The organism is Exiguobacterium sp. s152 (genome assembly GCF_018618335.1).
Taxonomy (GTDB): domain Bacteria; phylum Bacillota; class Bacilli; order Exiguobacteriales; family Exiguobacteriaceae; genus Exiguobacterium; species Exiguobacterium chiriqhucha.
Genome location: NZ_JACSLX010000003.1, coordinates 37,335 through 54,294, shown reverse-complemented (window position 1 = coordinate 54,294; position 16,960 = coordinate 37,335). Strand labels below are relative to the sequence as shown.

Genomic DNA, 16,960 nt, shown 5'->3' with positions numbered 1-16,960 from the left:
TTCCTCGGCCGAGGAATGGGCTTTTGTATACGTTGCTTATTTACGGACTTGGATGAGCGACAAGTAGCGGTCAATCAAGTCATGGTTGAAGTAATCATGGAACCGGTCCGACTTGAGCGATTGAATTGACTCATGGAACGTCGCCGGGAGTGACGAGATGCCTTGGCTCTCGATTTGCTTCGCCGAGTACTCGAACAAGTCGTCCTCGTTCGGTGCCGACGGCTCGAGCTGTTGCTCGATGCCCTCGAGTCCGGCATAAATCAATGCCGCAAGCGCGAAGTACGGGTTCGCACTCGGGTCTGGGTTACGGACTTCGACGCGCGTCGCGCTTCCACGTGACGCCGGGATCCGAATCATCGAACTGCGGTTCGACGGGCTCCAACAGATGTTAACCGGTGCCTCGAAACCTGGCACGAGACGCTCATACGACTCTGGGAGCGGGTTCGTGAAGATGGCCGTCGCGCGGGCATGCTTCAGAATCCCTTCGATGAAGTGACGGGCCGTGAGCGATAGACCGTAGTCTGACTCCGGCTCTTCGAATGCGTTCACCGTCGGGTTGCCGTCCTTGTCGTTCTTCCATACCGAGATGTTGAGGTGCATCCCCGAACCGTTCACGTCACGGAGCGGTTTCGGCAAGAACGATACTTTTGCACCTTTCTCTTGGGCTGCCAATTGAACGATTTCTTTGAAGAACTGGATGTTGTCGGCCGTGTGGAGCGCGTCATCATATTTGATCCCGATTTCGTGCTGGGCCGGTGCGACTTCGTGGTGGACCGCCTCGATGTTGAACCCGACTTCGCTCAAGCGGTTGGCGATATGTTGGCGGACCTCATACCCTTTGTCTTCCGAACGTGTCGAGAAGTAACCCGCCTCATCGTAAAATTCACCATTCTCGTCGAAGATGAAGAATTCTGGCTCGGCGCCGACGAAAATCGAGTAGCCGTCACGTGCAGCCCGCTCGAGGGCATCTTTCAAGACGTTGCGCGGGTCGAACTCGTAACGTTCGCCGTCCGGTGTGCAGACGTCACAGAAGAAGGCGAGAATGCTCTCGTCCCCATCCTGCTCGTAGCGTGGACAATCTAAATCCGGTCTCAAGAATAGGTCTGAGTTTTTGATGGAAGAAAAACCGGCGATGGATGAACCGTCAAACATCGTCTTCCCTTCAAAGACTTCCGGCAACAATTTTGCAGAGAGAGTCAGTAGCTTCAAGTCTCCAAGCACGTCGGAGAAGTACATGTGGATTTGTGTGATCCCATTCTCCTGAACCGTTTTTTCAATCTCTTCTTGCTTCTTCCTGTTGCCATCCTTGTCTGTTCCGAATAGATTAGCCATGATTCTAAAAAACCTCACTTAAGTTATTTGACAGATCAACACTGTCATGACGTATCCTTGCGTACGCTTCTCCTTAAGTCATAACCGACTTTAAAAATTGTTAAACCCCTAATTTTATTCTTTAGGTTGAAAGTGGCTCATTCCGTTGCCACTTGTTATGATGGGGAGAGACTGAAAAGAGAGGAAGAACGCTGTGAATATTTTTATGACCGGTGCGACCGGATTTTTGGGAGGACGGCTCGCCCGCGAGCTGATTCATTGTGGGCATACGCTGTGCGTCCTCGCCCGTACACCTGAGAAAATGGAGGCGATGTTCTCACGGGACGAACTTCGCTCCATCACCGTCCTAGCCGGGGATTTGACGGCCCCGTTCCTTGGAGCAGACGAGCGGTTCATCACCGACCATGACCGTTCCATCGACTTGGTGCTCCACATGGCGGCCCTCGTCAAATTCGATGAGGAGCTCCGTGAGGAACTGTTCGAGACGAATTTGACCGGGACGAGACAAGCGCTCGCGCTCGCAAAGGCGCTGCATTGCCCTCGCTTCTTCCACGTCAGCACGGCGTACACGCTCGGAGCACGCGAGGTCGGCGATGAGACGTTGTATGCGACCGACCAGACGTTCCATAATCCGTACGAGGAGAGCAAGGCGCACGCCGAACAGGCCGTCTGGGCGGAACGGGACCAGCTCGACGTCTCGATTTTCCGTCCCGCCATCATCGTTGGGGACTCGAAGACCGGCGAGGCCGACTCGAAGTTCACGATGTACGGCTATATGCGCGCCCTCGAGGTGTTCAAGCGCCGTCTCGAGCGCCGCGGGGCACCGGATGGACCGATTCGTCTGCTCGGCTCGGAGACCGGCACGTCGAACCTCGTCCCGGTCGATTACGTGACCGATGTGCTCCTCGCCGCCATCGAACACGCCAAGCCGGACACGATTTATAACGTGACGAACGATGACCCGCCGCGCAATGTGACCATGCTCGACTATATGAAGCAAGCGCTCGCGTTCCCGCACTTGAAGATCACCGAGACGCCGACGTCTTCGCTCAGCCAAGCCGAACAGACGTTCAACGAGATGGTGAAAGTGTTCAACCCTTACTTGAATCGCAATATCGCGTTCGACGACGCCAACACGAAACGTCTGTTAGAGGACGCCGGGTACAAACCGCTCGACTTGAACGAGCGTTCGCTGCGCCGGATCGTGAACGCCTATTACGAGACAAAATGACGAAAAGAGCCGGGACTGACGAGGTCAGTTCCGGCTCTTTTTATGGTTTGTCGCAGACGAGGACGATTTTCCCGGCCTGAATCTCTCCTTCGAGCGATTCGACCATCTCTTTCGTCAGACCGAGGCTCTCGAGCTGCTCGATCCGGTCATCCGAATTTTTTGTAAACTTCGACATGAGTGACTCCCACAGCCCTTTTTCAGTGATGCGGTATGGTTGCACACCCGCTTCTGCAGCGAGCCGCACCGTCAATTCTTCATCTCTCGCAAATAAGTAAATGTGCTCGTTGACACATCCCCCTGACACCATCCCGTTCACTTCATGGTCGACCGAGGTCATATCCCGCACGATTCTTGTTTCTAACATATTCATCCTCCTAAACGTCCGCTGATCTAAAATCGAATAATATACTATTCCCGAAAAATGAGTCACAAAACCCATTTCGTTCAGCGATTTGAAAAAGAGGGGTTCAAGAAAACGTGGCAGTCCAGTCCTCGATTCCGAAATGGTCGACGATGCCTTGGATGCGGGTCCGTTCGTCCGATTCAGACGACACCTCTTCGCGACTGACCCGAACGATATTAATGCCGGTCTGCCAGTCGATCTTTCCAGACCGATAGCCTGCTTGTTGTAACAACCCGGCAACAATCTCGAGCTTCTCGCGCTCGGTCGATTTCAACGTATGGCTCACTCTCACGCGTGACACTCCTTCCCGTTCCAAACCGTATTGTATCATAGGGGCGGACAACAGATGCGACACCGATTTCTTTGATGCTATACTACATATAATGAGACAAGGAGTGATGTTGATGCCGAGACAGGATATGAACACGATCATGCTCGACTATATGAATGAGAAAGAAGATTACGAGGCGTTCGCAGCCAAGCTGAAGTTACTCCTCAGCGAGCTGTTGAACGACGCCGGCATCCAGTTCCACTCGATCGTCGCCCGGGCGAAGGAAGCCGAGAGCCTGTATGCCAAGTTATCCCGCAAACCGTATCAATACCGGTCGTTGCGCGACGTCCAGGATTTGGCGGGGATTCGGATCGTGACCTATTTCCACGACGATGTCCGTGCCGTGGCCCAAATCCTCGAGGATGAGTTCCGGATAGACCGCGAACAGTCGATTGATAAATCCACGTTGCTCGACCCGAATGAGTTCGGTTATTTGTCGGTCCATTACGTCGTCGGCTTGAGCGACACGCGGCTCGCCCTCGGGGAGTACCGTCGCTATGAGGACAAAGAAGCCGAGATTCAAGTCCGGTCCATCTTGCAGCACGCGTGGGCCGAAATCGAGCATGACCTCGGTTATAAGAACCCGAACGCCGTGCCACCGGAAATCAAGCGCAGCTTCAGCCGTGTCGCCGGGCTCCTCGAGATTGCCGACTCCGAGTTCGTCAATATCCGCAAACAGTTGCGGACGTTCGAACAAGAGACCGTCGAACGGATCGTCGAATCGCCCGATAAGGTGAGTATCACGCGAGATAATTTGAATTACTATATCGCCAATGACGTCACCGTCGAGAAGCTTGACAACGCCATCTTCCAGAGCGATTGGCTGCTCGACACCGACTTGTCGACGATCATCGAGCTGACGCGTATGTTCCATTACGCGGAGATTCGCACGTTCCAGGACTTGAGCGACACGCTCGACCTTTACTTCAATCGGGCTATCCAATGTGCGACGCTGTTGCCATCGTCTCTCCTGCCCCGTCAAGGGATGGGTGTCGTCTATGCCGTCCTCGCGAAATTGCTCGCAGAAGGCGATGACCAGCAGATCGAGTTCTTCTTCCGACGCTTCTATCCGGATTTGAAACATTACGACGAGGTCATCCAAGAACTTCGTACCCGCGAAGAGCCATCATAACTTTACAGACATCATGTTTTTGTTGTAGAATGTTTTTATGTTCTGAAATATATGCAAATAATGATATTTTATGTAGGAGGTATTCTTGAGGATGACAACACCTGTACAAACAGCATCCCGCCGTCAGCTCGTCGCCGATGCTGAGCGAGGGATTCGCATGAACTATCGCGGAGTGAAAAAGAACCTCCGGTCGATGTTCTCACAATACTTGACGCGAAACGAATTTTTCATTCTCCGCTCGCTTTGTCAAAACAGTCCTCAAATCGCCTCGGCTCTATCGAACGAGTTCCAATTCTCGGCTTCGATGATTACCGCTCTCGCGGATGAACTCACGAAAAAAGGGTTGATCTCCCGCGAACGCAGCGAACGTGATCGTCGTGTCGTCGAATTGCAAGCGACTGAAGAAGGCCGTGCCCTGTTCGAGACACTGGAAGACATGAAAATCGAGTATTTGATGGACGTGTTCACCGATTTCTCAGATGACGAATTGATTCTTCTGTCAAGACTGCTTGACCGAATGGACGCATAAGAACGACTGGGCCGATTATTGCGGCCTGGTCGTTTTTTGTTTCGCCACGCTACAACAAAAAACCCGAGTATGGTTGGACCACACTCGGGTTCATTCTTGATTTAAGACTTGACGATCGCCGTGACGACGATTCGGTCCCGGTATCCATACTCTGGGTCATAAGGGCCCGTACAAGTGATTAGCTGGAGCCGTTCCGCCTGGGTCGCCGCAAAAATCGAGGCGAGCGGGACGTCTTCGAGCCGATACCGTTCGACGGAAACGACTTCATACGCGATTGCCTTTTTGCCACGCTGGAGCGTCACCGATTCTCCGAGGCGTAAGTCGCCAAGGTTCGCGAAGATGGCCGGACCACTGAGGTCATCGAGATGACCAGATAATACCACGTTTCCGGTCGCCCCTGCTTTCGCCCCGTACCGATACCAGCCGACCTCATCTGTCTCCGTCGGAGTATCCATCCGGTCGAGTCGGTCTTTCCCGACCGGTTGGATGACCGCGTTGACATCAATTGACGGAATCTTCAGTCGTTTTGGGATAAATGTGTCGGTACGGAATGACTGCCGATCAATTTCGGTCGTTTCTAGGACGAGCGGTTCGGCGAAGCCGACCGTCGTCAATTTCGCGTCCGCATCCGGTGCGTCTGCGCCCGGTGCAATCATAAGGAACGATAACGTTCCGATGAAGAGTAGTTTAAGCGTCTTGCTTCTGACGACGAAAGACGTAGAAGCCAGCTGCTGCTGCACCAAGAACCGCTGCTGCGAGCAACCAGTTCATCGATGCTGTCTGAGCGAGACCACCTTGACCTGTGTCAGGTGCTCCAGCCATTTCCCCACCGTCTGCTGCGAGAAGGACTTCAAACGCTGGTTCGCCTTCAAGGAGTCCGATGGCGAATGCCGTGTAGTTTTTACCGCCTTCGAGAGCGACACCGTCAAGTGCCTTCACGACGTCAGTCGCGCCGGCCGGACGAACTTCAAGGTCATACGTGCCAGCGTCGAGTGTACCGTAGTCACTTACTGCTTTGAACTCGAGGTTCGAGAAGAGTGGGTCGCCGCCTTTAGGAGCGACATCGACTGCCGGTGCGTCAGGTGCGAAGTGAGCGACGCGGACTTTCGATTTTCCATCTTCGAAGTTCGCATCGTCTTCCATTGCTGCGATCTCGATGTTTTCAAGTTGACCGATTGCTGCCGCTGTGTAGAATTTGCCTGCTTCGATTGAGAGGTCTGCCGCAACGACGACCGTCTCTGTATCACCAGCTGGCTTGATTTCCACGTTGTAATCTCCAGCCGGGAGAGTCAAGTAGTCTGTGAGCGCTTTAAACTCTGCGCCTTCGACCGCGACTTCACCATTGACGTACACATCTACTGCAGGTGCGTCAGGTGAAGCGTGGAGTACACGTACCATCGCGTTCTCGTGTCCATCTGCACTGACCGGCACGATGAGTGCGAACGCCAAGGCGAGTGTACCAAGTAAAGACATCAATTTCTTCATGTGAAATTTCCTCCTTTTTCTGCTTGGGTTGACCGATTGACTGTATACAACAAGTTTGATGCGGTGCTGCAATGTGTGCTACATCTGATTGCTATGTAGCTGGTGACATCTTAAATTTAAGACAACGGAGCAACGGCGTAAAGGTGACGGTATGCTCTCAATATGCCGCTCAGCACATTTGAAAGAAACCGCTTTCTTTACATTAACCAGACTTCCCCTTCCCTATTATTTAAAAACCCCGTAACGCGTAACGTTACGGGGTTGAATGTGCTTTTGCCCAGTCGATGTCATTTACGAACACCGCATCGACGCCGAGTTGACTGAACCGCTCTAGGTCGTGGACTGTTTTCACGGTATAGGGACGTACGGAGAGACCTTCGTCCTGAAGATGAAGAATCTCTTCATCGGTCATCGTCAGGACATTCGGATGAACGGCGGTCGCGCCGACTTTCTTGCAATATGCGACGAGGTCATATAGCGGTTGTGCCAACAATACGGCACACTCAATTTCTGGCGCCAATTGGTTCAAACGCTGGAGCGTCGAATGGTTAAAAGAAGAGAACATGACTTGTCCAACTGGAAGACGCTGGTTTCGAATGGTGTCAATCAAGAGTTGTTCAATACCAGGATACCGCTCGATATCCGTCTTGACCTCGAGATTGAGGACCATCGATGTCCCTCGGCACAGATCGATCAGTTCGTCTAACGTCGGAATCTGTTCTTGGATAGCGAACGTGACACCGGCATTATAGCCTCGCAGCTCTGATAAAGTCATATCGGCGACACGTCCACGCCCATCTGTCGTCCGATTGATCGTCTCATCGTGGATAAGGACGAGCTTTCCGTCCTTTGTCATGTGCACGTCCGCCTCAATCCCATCGCTTTGTGCTTCGAGTGCTGCCCGGAACGCCGTCATCGTATTCTCCGGATGATGGGCCATCACCCCTCGGTGCGCGAAAAGTTTCATTCGTTTTCGCCTCAGTTCGTTTTGTATTTGTTCGTCAAATAGCGGATGAGCGGGCGGACCGAGATGTCCTCTCCGGTCACTTGCTTGATGAGTTCGTTCGGGGTCAGCGCTTTACCATGGCGGTGGACATTGTCCTCGAGCCATTGTTTGATTGGACCGAACGTGCCCGTGCTGATGAGCGACTCGAAGTCAGGATGCTCGTTCTTGAGTGATTCCGTCAATTGAGCGGCGTAAATCAGACCGAGGGCGTAACTCGGGAAGTAACCGAACGACCCGCCGGCCCAGTGAACGTCTTGTAGGACGCCTTTCGAATCACTCGGCACATCGACACCTAGATATTCCTTATAGAGCGCGTTCCATGCCGCTGGCAAATCCTCGACCGACAAATCACCTTGGATGAGTTGCTTTTCAAGCTCATAGCGGATGATGATATGCAGGCTGTATGTCAGTTCGTCCGCCTCGATCCGGATGAGAGACGGTTTCGCCTCGTTCACGCCGGCATAGAACGTATCAAAATCTATGTTCTGCAACTGTGGATGCTCGGATTGAAGGCGCGGATAGACGCTCTTCAAAAACACCTCGCTTCGTCCGACAAAGTTTTCAAAGAAGAGGGACTGTGACTCATGGATGCCCATCGAGGCACCGCCCCCGAGACCGAGTTCGTCGAGTTCAGAGTCGATTTGCTGTTCGTACGTCGCGTGCCCGGCCTCGTGCATCGTACCGAACAAGGCGTTACGGAAATCGGTCTCATCATATTTCGTCGTGATGCGCACATCGCGACGGTTGATCGTGATCTCGAACGGATGCACCGTGGCATCGAGACGGCCGCGCGTCAAATCATAGTCGACGACACGCATCCAGTCCTCACACAGTCGTTGCTGAACGGCCTTGTCCATCGACCAGTCGAGCACTTGGACCGGTTCAGGCAGCTGACGGATCAGCGGGACGAGCTCGTCGCGAAGCGTCCGGAACAATTCATCGAGCTGGTCGACGGTCATCCCTGGCTCATAATCGTAAAGGAGGGCGTCATACGGATGCGATTCGTAGCCGAAATAGTCGGCGAACTTCCGCTGAAATCCGATGATTTTCTCGAGATATGGGGCGAACATGTGCCAGTCATTCTGATCCTTCGCTTTCTCCCACGCCGTCTCAGCCTCAGAGACGAGCGTCACATACGCCTGATATTCTGAGGACGGGATTTTGGCATTCCGTTCATATTGGGTTTTGGCGACCGCGACCGAACGCAACTCGATCGGTGTCAAGTCCTCCGTCTCGGTCATCTCGGCCAACAGTGCCTTGAAGGATTCGCTCGTCTGGCGTTTGAACGCCTCGGTCGACAGATAACCGATTGTCTCGGCCCGTAGCGGTGCCGACTGTTCCGGCATCTGGGTACGCATGTCCCAATACAGTAAAGAAATCGCCTCGTCGAAGGCACGCAATTGTTTGAAATGGTCACGCCACTGCTTTGTTAGTTCCATTCTGATTCCACCCCTATGACAGTTATATCGTTACTTCTTTACTTTAATATAGACGACCCGCGTTGCCTATTGTTTCGGCACATCGATTTTCCGATCATAGGCGAGCGGTTGTGTCGCCGGTCCTTCCAACACGTTTCCTTTCGTGTCGAACCGTGAACCGTGGCACGGACAATCCCATGAGCGTTCCGCATCGTTCCAATTGACGGTACATCCCATATGGGTGCATCGTGTCGAGACGAGATGGCATTCGTTGTCGAGGTCACGGTACGCGCCGACCTTCTTGCCGTTTACCTGGACGATCCCGCCTTCATCAAGTTGCAGGTCGTCGAGTGTACCCGGTCTTTCCAGTGACCCTTTGACGAATTGAACGGCCGTGTCGAGGTTCGTCTTTAAGAATTGCCCGACGTCGGCCGGTTTCAATTTCGAGCGTTGTGGGTCCAATAAGTCGTTGAACCGATTCGGGCGCCCGGTCAGTCGATCGGCCAGCAACAGTCCGCCGGCAATCCCGTTCGTCATCCCCCATTTGGCGAACCCGGTGGCGACGAACACGTCCGGCTCACGGCTGAACATTTGCCCGATGTACGGGAGGTGGTCCAACGTGATCAGATCCTGGGATGACCAGCGGAAACTCGCTTTCTTGGCCCCGAACGAATCATGGGCGAAGCGGTCCAAGCGGTCATAGCGCGAGCGGGTCTCGGTGACGTGTCCGCTCAAGTGTCCTTCGCCTCCGACGAGCATATACGTCTTGTCGCCATCCTTGAACGTACGGAACGACCGGCTCGGCTGATCGACACTCAAATACATACCGTCCGGGACGCTCTGTTCCGTCTCACAAGCGACGATATAGGAACGCTCGACCTCAAACTTCGAGAAGTACAGCCCCCGGATGTCGTTGAACGGGTAATGGGTGGCGACCACGACCTGATTCGCCTGGACCCGTCGCCCTGTCGACGTCGTGACGATCGGGCGCGGTCCCGAACTGATTTCGGTCGCCCGTGTCTTCTCGTGGAGTCTCCCGCCAGCCGCGACGAAGCGGTTGGCGAGCTCGTGTAAGTATTTGACCGGATGCATCTGGGCCTGGTCGCGAATGACGATCGCTTGTTTGACCTCGAACGGGAGGACCGCCTTCACTTCCTCGGTCGCGTCTCCCCCGGGCAGCTCAAGTTGTGCATACGCCTCGCGCTCAGCGACGAGTTGACTCGACCCATCGATTGAATATAAATATGAATCTTTTGTCTCGAAATCGATGTCGAACCCGGCCTCGACCTGTTGCCGCAAATAGGCGAGTCCCTGCTCGTTGAACTCGTAATAGAGGCGCGCCGTCTCTTGATTGAACGTCCGAATCAATTTGGAATAGACGGTCCCATGCTGAACGGAACATTTCGCGGTCGTGTGGCCGGTCGTCCCCCGGCCGATTTCAGTCGCTTCGAGCAAGACGACTTGCTTGCCGCGCTGTTGCAACTCATATGCCGTGACGAGCCCGGCGATTCCTGCCCCGATGACGACAATGTCACACGAAATAGAGCTCTCAAGTCGCGGATAAGGTGTTGCCGCATTGTGCTGACGCCAGAGTGAATTGGTGAACGGATGACGATGCATAAACGTACCCCCTCTAAATAAGATAAGTGTCTGTTACTGTGTATACCCCTTCCGATTCATTTCATACGCCTCAATTATTGACCTGATTCTTGATTTTGAAGACGATTTCAGGAGGCCTCATCCATTATGGTAGAAAAGTAAACAATGAAGGAGCGATTATCTAGTGAAACGAAACCGCAGACATCGAAGAAACACGTACATCATGAGGCGACTCTTTGTCGGCCTCGCCATGATTGGATTACTTGCCATCATCCCTGCATTGATCGGCTTTAAACAAGAAGCAGAACCGAAAACCGTTGCGCCGGCCGCGGCCGCCGTACCGGTCAAACAAGGACCGTCGTTCCCCGAGATTCCAATCAAACCATGGACGACTCAACCGCTCGTGTCGCCCGACACGGCCGAACTTCTCGTCGGGTCGATGGCGTTCGTCAATTTGACAGATGGCCAGGTGCTGATTGACAAGAATGGTGCCGACCGCGTCTTCCCGGCCAGTACGACCAAACTGATGACCGCACTTCTCGCTTATGAGAAGGCCGTCGCCGAGAAAGAACTCGATCAAAACGTCGTCATCGTCAAAAAATCTACTTTGGATATCCCATGGGACAGCCATATTGTCCATCTCGCGGTCGGTGACCGCTTGACCGTTCGCCAGGCCTTATACGCGACATTGCTCGAATCAGGAAATGACGCGGCCAATAGTCTAGCCGAGTACGTGAGCGGCTCGACGAATGAGTTCGTCGAACTGATGAACGCACGCGCCCAAGTGCTTGGACTGACCGGGACCCAGTTCCGGAATGCCCATGGCTACTCCGACCCGAATCATTATACGACCGCGCTCGACATGGCTCGCATCACGTATGCGTTCGGCACTTATCCTGAACTCGTCGAGATTGCCGGAACGTATGAATATGAGGCAAAGTTTAAAGATGCTGCCGGAAATCAAAAGCGACGCTGGTGGTATCATCTCGGATCGGCCGTCAATGAACGGAGCATTCATTACTCGAAACTCGTCACAGCGACCAAGACCGGCTATACCGACGAATCGGGCTATACGATGGTGTTCTTGATGGAGCGGGATGGGAAACAATATGCCTTGGTAACGATGCAAGCCAAATCCGGGCAGACGTTCCCGACGATGCGTTCTGTCGAAAAAATCGCGTTCAATCTCACCACCGAATGATTTAAGCAATCAAACGACGGTTTCTCTCTGCAAAGGGAGAAGCCGTCGTTTGCGTTTAAAGACATAAAATATGACGAGTTATATGACAAATAGATGACACAGAAGTGTCACGAACATAACTAATTGTCAGAATGTTTAAACTTTAATCACGAAAAATAATGCACTCATCCGTTGATACTATGCGCTTTAGAGCCGTTTTTATGAAAACATGACAGTTTGCAATGATTTCCGTGGTCCGTTATGGTTAGTCACAAGTTCGCCTAGTCATTCAAGTTTGACTCATTTGTGTGAGACACACACATGATTGAACCGTGATTGATTGAATCGACACAATTGAAAGCAAACAGGAGGTAATCAAATGTTATGGCAAGAATGGGTATCCATCGCGCTTTACCTCGTGATGATGCTCCTCATCGGATACGTCGCTTATAAACGGACGACCGATTCATCAGATTATATGTTAGGTGGCCGCAAGATGGGGCCAGGTGTTACCGCCATGTCAGCCGGAGCTTCGGATATGAGTGGTTGGATGTTAATGGGACTTCCGGGCGCAATGTATGCCACGGGATTATCAGCGATTTGGTTAGCCGTTGGATTGGTCATCGGAGCTTACTTGAACTACTTGTTAGTCGCTCCCCGTCTACGTGTCTTCACAGAGATGGCAAATGACTCGATCACGATTCCTGACTTTTTAGAGAATCGGTTCCGAGATCACTCGAACTGGCTACGGATCCTGTCTGCATCCGTCATCATCATCTTTTTCACGTTCTATACGTCAGCTGGACTTGTCTCTGGCGGGAAGTTGTTTGAAAGCTCATTCGGGCTCGACTATCAGACAGGTGTCATCGTGACGATTAGCGTCGTCGCACTATATACACTGTTCGGCGGTTTCACAGCCGTCAGTTGGACGGACTTTGCGCAAGGTGTCATCATGTTCCTCGCTCTCGTCCTCGTCCCAGTCGTCGCCTTGACTGACGTCGGTGGTGTCTCGAACGCCGTCGATACGGCTTCGACAATCAACACGGAATTGTTCGACCTGTTCAAAGGAACAACGACGCTCGGAATTATCGGTCTCCTCGCTTGGGGACTTGGGTACTTCGGTCAACCGCACATCATCGTCCGCTTTATGGCGATTCGTGATGTGAAATCATTGAAGACGGCACGCCGTATCGGTATGGGCTGGATGACAGTCTCAATCATCGGTGCCGTCATGACTGGACTTGTCGGGATCGCCTACTTCCGTGGTCAAGGCAATCCTCTCGCTGACCCGGAGACGGTGTTCATCCGTTTCTCAGAAGTATTGTTCCACCCGTTCATCACTGGATTCTTGCTCGCTGCAATTCTGGCAGCGGTCATGTCGACGGTATCGTCGCAGCTTCTCGTGACATCTTCGGCTTTGACAGAAGACTTCTATCGCAAGTTCTTCAATAAAGATGCCAGTGAAAAAACGATGGTCCTCGCCGGTCGAATCGGCGTCTTGACGGTCGGACTTGTCGCGACACTCATGTCGCTCAGCCCGTCGAACACGATTTTGACGCTCGTCGGTTATGCTTGGGCCGGTTTTGGCTCAGCGTTCGGTCCAGCGATTCTCTTGTCACTCTACTGGAACAAGATGACGCGCCAAGGTGCACTTGCCGGTATCCTCGTCGGGGCCATCACGGTCATCGTTTGGATCGTCACCGGACTCTCGACGGTCATCTATGAAATGGTGCCAGGCTTCTTCCTCAGTATGCTCGCCATCGTGCTCGTCAGTACGTTCACGAGCCAAAGTGAGCAGAAACGGATCAACCGTGAATTCAGTGAAATGGAAGCTGAACTCGCCGTTGCGAAAAAAGAATAACATCAATCAAAAAACGCGGGCCGTTCGGCTCGCGTTTTTTGTTGCGCACGGTCACGTATCCTTATTCTAACGCGGCTCGTTTTATAAATGACTGTGACAATGGATTAAAGAAAAAACCACAGACATCTTGTCTGTGGTCTGAATAAATTACATCGCTCTCGCCATGAACCATAGTTGAATGAAGAATGGCACGAGGACGAGCACGAGCATCGCGTTGCGCATCCGACGATTCCGGTTCCAATAATACGCCATCAAGACGAACGGATGAAGCGCCGTCAGCTGGTAAGGGTTGAACCAGAACCAAGTGAGCAACAAGACGATAAAGAAATATAGGACCGAGCGCTGTTTCGTGGCACGCCATTCTCGCCACATATCGAACGCCCCTTTGAAGAACACAATAAACGTTACTACCCAAAATACCATCACAATCACACTATTCAATGATTAGACCACCTTCATGAGACATTTTCGATATAGAATCCGCCCCAGTAGATATGCCGATACGTGTACTCTTTCCCACTCTCTGCCGTGATGATAATTTCATCCTCTGTCAACACGAGCACGTGTACTGGAATCTCACCTTTTCGAAGCATCGGACTGAACAATTGGAACTGCTTGTTCAACCACTTCCGTTCTGTGAAGTCACGGTAATGGTGTAAGGCGAGCGAAGGATGGACCAAGAACACGCCTAGCACAAAGGCGATGGCCCCTGGCGATGCTGAGACTTCAAGCAGTAAAGAGAAGACGAGGACGAGCGATAGCACCGCATAGCCGAATTCGAGTAACTCCATCAACGAAGCCCGGCTCGCAATCACGTACTGCATGACACGGAACGCCACATACAGCAACAGACTGACCGCCACATACTGGGAAAACGGGGCACTGCTCATCGAAACGTCTAGATAGAACAAGACCGGTAGTAACATAACCCACTTCCATAATTGTAAGGCGAGGTAAAACAATGTTTGATCGATGAAACGACGATTGTGTACGAGCCGTTGCATATCCATGTTTCCCACCTCCGATTAAAAGATGTGACCTTAACCGTATCATTCCCTGAATCAAAGAATGATAACAAGCATTTACACGTCAACCGGATATTTCTTTTCGTTCGATAAGCGTGGCGTTTAACAGCCCCCCGAGAAGGATGACCGAGGCCGCCAAATAAAACCAGATCAGCAAGATGATGAAGGCACCAAGTTGACCGTAAAACTGTTCATAGTTTGCATACTGTGAATAGTAGCTGAAGACGTTCGAAACTGTCAAGATGCCGATGGTAGCAAACGCCGCCCCGGCCCAACTGTCACGGAATGTTCCGCGATGGCTCGGCAACCACTTATAGACGAGCAAGAAGACGCTGAACAGGACGAGCGTGCCGACAATCCAACGGAAATAGAACCAGATTTGCGCATAGCGTTCGACGATGTCGTCAATAAAGATGATATGTGTCGCCAACTCCCTGAGCGCGGTCTCGATGACCGGGATCAGTAGCGAGAATGGCAAGACGAACATGAGCGCGAGCGTCACGGCGATGTCTTGCAAGACGCCCCGCCAGAACGCTTTGTTTCGGATCAGTCGATAGGCGTCGTTCAAGGAGCGAACGAGCGATTGGACGGCCATCGAAGAGATCCAAAGTGCCGGTAAGATGCTGAGCGAGGCCAAGCGTAGTCTCGAATCATCAAAAATGGCCTCGATGTTCCCTTGTAACAATCGATAACTCGCCTCGGGCATCACCAAGGACAACGCCGAGATGACGTCTCCGCTCGAGAACGGCAGCCACCCGACGATACCGAGGACGAACAATAGAAATGGGAATGTGGACAGGATGAAATAGTAAGCCAACATCGCGGCTTGATCGAAGAATCGTTCGGCAAAAAATCGTTTGAATGTGTGAAGAAAGGGTTGTATCATGTCGTGCGCTCTTTTCTATTTTTATTATATAAATACGGTACGTGAAATAAAAAGATTCAACAAGCAAAGGCAAGGCTGGCGCTGTGCGTCAATCCTTGCCTTACGCTCAACTAATATTCTCTCGTTTCGCTTCCCATGCTTCGACGTGCTCTTTCCCTGGCAGCTCGACGTCGTCCCGATTGAACACCGGATCGCGCCCTGCTCGTTTCTGGGCCACGTAATCATCAAGCAACAGTTTTGCGACTTTACTGAGCCGGAAGATGGCGTACATGTTGACGAGTGCCATCAGACCCATGAAGATGTCGGCGATCGACCAGACAAGCCCGGCCGAACGGACCGAACCGAACAACACCATCCCGATGACGGCAATCCGGTAAATGACGAGATACACTTTCCGTTCCGAGATGAACTCGATGTTCGTCTCCCCGTAATAATAGTTTGCCAAGATCGAGCTGAAGGCGAACAATAAAATCGCGATCGTCATGAGCGATGTCGCGACCGGCCCGATCTCGGTGAGGAGCGCCTCTTGGGCAAGTTCGATGCCTTGGAAATCTTCTGAACCCGGCACGCCGGAGATGAGGACGATCATCGCCGTCGCCGTACAAATAAAGAGCGTATCGACGAACACGCTGAGTGACTGAATGAGACCTTGCTTGACCGGGTGACTGACCTCGGCGGTCGCAGCCGCGTTCGGGGCCGACCCCATCCCCGCCTCGTTCGAGAACAAGCCTCGGCGAATCCCTTGCAAGACGGCCGCACCGACCGCTCCGCCAAGCAGTTGTCGGAACCCGAGCACACCTTCTGAGAAAATGGCCGAGAATACGGCCGGGACGACCTCCAAATTCGTCAAGACGACCCACAGGGCGAGCAAGATATAACCGCCAGCCATGATTGGGACGATAATCCCTGACAGCGTCGAGATGGACCGGATCCCACCGAAGATGACGATCCCCGTCACGACGGCCAAAATAATTCCGATCCAAAGCGTATCGATCTCGAAGACGTTGTTGACCGACAAGGCGATCGTGTTGGCCTGGACCGAGTTGAATGCAAATCCAAACGCGAACGTGATCAGAATGGCGAACACGACGCCGAGCCATCGCTGGCCGAGCGCCCGTTCGATATAGTAGGCCGGTCCGCCGCGCCACGCCTTGCCGTCATGCACTTTGTACACTTGGGCGAGCGTGCTCTCAACGAACGCTGACGCCGAACCGATCAACGCGATGAGCCACATCCAAAACACGGCACCCGGTCCCCCGAGTGCGATCGCGGTCGAGACGCCGGCGATATTCCCGGTCCCGACCCGTGCTGCCGTCCCGATGGCGAACGCCTGGAACGACGATACTTGTCCTTTTTCGTGCTTGATCCCTTTGACGAATAACAGCTTGAACATCTCGGGCAGCATCCGGAACTGGACGAACCCCATCCGAATCGTGAAATAAAGCCCACCGGCAATCAATACAAAAATAAGTACGTACGTCCATAACAAATCATTCGCCTGCATGACGAGCTCGCGAATGTCCATGCGCATCCCCTCCTTTT

The 16,960-nt window shown here is 52.7% G+C and carries 17 protein-coding genes; 5 read left to right on the top strand and 12 right to left on the bottom strand.

The window, feature by feature from the left end; all coding sequences use genetic code 11:
• Positions 1-36: 36 nt before the first annotated feature.
• Positions 37-1,332: a glutamine synthetase family protein gene (locus tag KNP72_RS07020; RefSeq protein ID WP_214720020.1), complete on the bottom strand. Its 1,296-nt coding sequence runs from the start codon at positions 1,330-1,332 to the stop codon at positions 37-39.
• Positions 1,333-1,525: 193 nt separating this feature from the next.
• Between KNP72_RS07020 and KNP72_RS07015 the strand changes: the two genes are divergently transcribed.
• Complete coding sequence (locus KNP72_RS07015) at positions 1,526-2,563, top strand: SDR family oxidoreductase (RefSeq protein ID WP_214832626.1); 1,038 nt, start codon at positions 1,526-1,528, stop codon at positions 2,561-2,563.
• 40 nt (positions 2,564-2,603) lie between these two features.
• Here the strand turns inward: KNP72_RS07015 and KNP72_RS07010 are convergent, their stop codons facing one another.
• Positions 2,604-2,927, bottom strand: coding sequence for a YflT domain-containing protein (locus KNP72_RS07010; protein WP_251128919.1), 324 nt, complete (start codon positions 2,925-2,927; stop codon positions 2,604-2,606).
• 103 nt (positions 2,928-3,030) lie between these two features.
• Entirely contained in the window at positions 3,031-3,258 is a 228-nt protein-coding gene (locus KNP72_RS07005; RefSeq protein WP_214720018.1) for a hypothetical protein, read from the bottom strand.
• A 112-nt stretch (positions 3,259-3,370) separates the two neighbouring features.
• Between KNP72_RS07005 and KNP72_RS07000 the strand changes: the two genes are divergently transcribed.
• Together KNP72_RS07000 and KNP72_RS06995 are read left to right on the top strand one after the other, a co-directional pair.
• The gene (locus KNP72_RS07000) at positions 3,371-4,429 is read left to right on the top strand and encodes a GTP pyrophosphokinase (RefSeq protein WP_021067493.1); all 1,059 of its coding nucleotides are present in this window, start codon (positions 3,371-3,373) and stop codon (positions 4,427-4,429) included.
• 91 nt (positions 4,430-4,520) lie between these two features.
• Positions 4,521-4,958 (top strand): MarR family winged helix-turn-helix transcriptional regulator, encoded by a 438-nt coding sequence (locus KNP72_RS06995; protein WP_021067494.1) that lies wholly within the window; start codon positions 4,521-4,523, stop codon positions 4,956-4,958.
• 101 nt (positions 4,959-5,059) lie between these two features.
• On the opposite strand, the gene KNP72_RS06990 is transcribed toward KNP72_RS06995, so the two are convergent.
• From KNP72_RS06990 to KNP72_RS06970, 5 genes are all read right to left on the bottom strand, one after another.
• The gene (locus tag KNP72_RS06990; protein ID WP_286038195.1) at positions 5,060-5,698 is read right to left on the bottom strand and encodes a class F sortase; all 639 of its coding nucleotides are present in this window, start codon (positions 5,696-5,698) and stop codon (positions 5,060-5,062) included.
• Complete coding sequence (locus tag KNP72_RS06985; protein ID WP_214720017.1) at positions 5,646-6,443, bottom strand: DUF4397 domain-containing protein; 798 nt, start codon at positions 6,441-6,443, stop codon at positions 5,646-5,648. The genes KNP72_RS06990 and KNP72_RS06985 overlap by 53 nt, the downstream gene beginning before the upstream one ends.
• A gap of 253 nt (positions 6,444-6,696) precedes the next feature.
• A complete protein-coding gene (locus KNP72_RS06980) occupies positions 6,697-7,410 on the bottom strand; it encodes a glycerophosphodiester phosphodiesterase (protein WP_021067497.1) in 714 nt (237 codons plus the stop codon).
• Positions 7,411-7,421: 11 nt separating this feature from the next.
• Complete coding sequence (locus tag KNP72_RS06975) at positions 7,422-8,888, bottom strand: carboxypeptidase M32 (RefSeq protein ID WP_214720015.1); 1,467 nt, start codon at positions 8,886-8,888, stop codon at positions 7,422-7,424.
• Between the two features lie 66 nt (positions 8,889-8,954).
• Positions 8,955-10,487 carry an FAD-dependent oxidoreductase gene (locus KNP72_RS06970; RefSeq protein WP_214720014.1) on the bottom strand — a complete coding sequence of 511 codons (1,533 nt, stop codon included), beginning with the start codon at positions 10,485-10,487 and terminating at the stop codon, positions 8,955-8,957.
• A 202-nt stretch (positions 10,488-10,689) separates the two neighbouring features.
• Between KNP72_RS06970 and KNP72_RS06965 the strand changes: the two genes are divergently transcribed.
• Both KNP72_RS06965 and putP read left to right on the top strand, forming a co-directional pair.
• On the top strand, positions 10,690-11,667 hold the full coding sequence (locus tag KNP72_RS06965) for a D-alanyl-D-alanine carboxypeptidase family protein (protein WP_214720013.1): 978 nt from the start codon (positions 10,690-10,692) through the stop codon (positions 11,665-11,667).
• A 358-nt stretch (positions 11,668-12,025) separates the two neighbouring features.
• Entirely contained in the window at positions 12,026-13,507 is a 1,482-nt protein-coding gene (gene putP / locus KNP72_RS06960) for a sodium/proline symporter PutP (RefSeq protein WP_214720012.1), read from the top strand.
• A 147-nt stretch (positions 13,508-13,654) separates the two neighbouring features.
• On the opposite strand, the gene KNP72_RS06955 is transcribed toward putP, so the two are convergent.
• From KNP72_RS06955 to KNP72_RS06940, 4 genes are all read right to left on the bottom strand, one after another.
• Positions 13,655-13,879 (bottom strand): hypothetical protein, encoded by a 225-nt coding sequence (locus tag KNP72_RS06955; RefSeq protein WP_251026068.1) that lies wholly within the window; start codon positions 13,877-13,879, stop codon positions 13,655-13,657.
• A gap of 83 nt (positions 13,880-13,962) precedes the next feature.
• Positions 13,963-14,517, bottom strand: coding sequence for a hypothetical protein (locus KNP72_RS06950; RefSeq protein WP_021067503.1), 555 nt, complete (start codon positions 14,515-14,517; stop codon positions 13,963-13,965).
• Between the two features lie 79 nt (positions 14,518-14,596).
• A complete protein-coding gene (locus KNP72_RS06945; RefSeq protein WP_214720010.1) occupies positions 14,597-15,418 on the bottom strand; it encodes a YihY/virulence factor BrkB family protein in 822 nt (273 codons plus the stop codon).
• A 106-nt stretch (positions 15,419-15,524) separates the two neighbouring features.
• Positions 15,525-16,943 (bottom strand): alanine/glycine:cation symporter family protein, encoded by a 1,419-nt coding sequence (locus KNP72_RS06940; protein ID WP_205729363.1) that lies wholly within the window; start codon positions 16,941-16,943, stop codon positions 15,525-15,527.
• Positions 16,944-16,960 lie beyond the last annotated feature (17 nt).

Bases quoted from the DNA above. Each gene is read 5' to 3' on its own strand.
- KNP72_RS07020 (WP_214720020.1), bottom strand. From the start codon at position 1,332: ATGGCTAATCTATTCGGAACAGACAAGGATGGCAACAGGAAGAAGCAA.
- KNP72_RS06940 (WP_205729363.1), bottom strand. From the start codon at position 16,943: ATGGACATTCGCGAGCTCGTCATGCAGGCGAATGATTTGTTATGGACG.
- KNP72_RS06945 (WP_214720010.1), bottom strand. From the start codon at position 15,418: ATGATACAACCCTTTCTTCACACATTCAAACGATTTTTTGCCGAACGA.
- KNP72_RS07000 (WP_021067493.1), top strand. From the start codon at position 3,371: ATGCCGAGACAGGATATGAACACGATCATGCTCGACTATATGAATGAG.
- KNP72_RS07010 (WP_251128919.1), bottom strand. From the start codon at position 2,927: ATGTTAGAAACAAGAATCGTGCGGGATATGACCTCGGTCGACCATGAA.
- KNP72_RS06995 (WP_021067494.1), top strand. From the start codon at position 4,521: ATGACAACACCTGTACAAACAGCATCCCGCCGTCAGCTCGTCGCCGAT.
- putP (WP_214720012.1), top strand. From the start codon at position 12,026: ATGTTATGGCAAGAATGGGTATCCATCGCGCTTTACCTCGTGATGATG.
- KNP72_RS06955 (WP_251026068.1), bottom strand. From the start codon at position 13,879: ATGTGGCGAGAATGGCGTGCCACGAAACAGCGCTCGGTCCTATATTTC.
- KNP72_RS06980 (WP_021067497.1), bottom strand. From the start codon at position 7,410: ATGAAACTTTTCGCGCACCGAGGGGTGATGGCCCATCATCCGGAGAAT.
- KNP72_RS06965 (WP_214720013.1), top strand. From the start codon at position 10,690: ATGAGGCGACTCTTTGTCGGCCTCGCCATGATTGGATTACTTGCCATC.
- KNP72_RS06985 (WP_214720017.1), bottom strand. From the start codon at position 6,443: ATGAAGAAATTGATGTCTTTACTTGGTACACTCGCCTTGGCGTTCGCA.
- KNP72_RS06950 (WP_021067503.1), bottom strand. From the start codon at position 14,517: ATGGATATGCAACGGCTCGTACACAATCGTCGTTTCATCGATCAAACA.
- KNP72_RS06970 (WP_214720014.1), bottom strand. From the start codon at position 10,487: ATGCATCGTCATCCGTTCACCAATTCACTCTGGCGTCAGCACAATGCG.
- KNP72_RS06975 (WP_214720015.1), bottom strand. From the start codon at position 8,888: ATGGAACTAACAAAGCAGTGGCGTGACCATTTCAAACAATTGCGTGCC.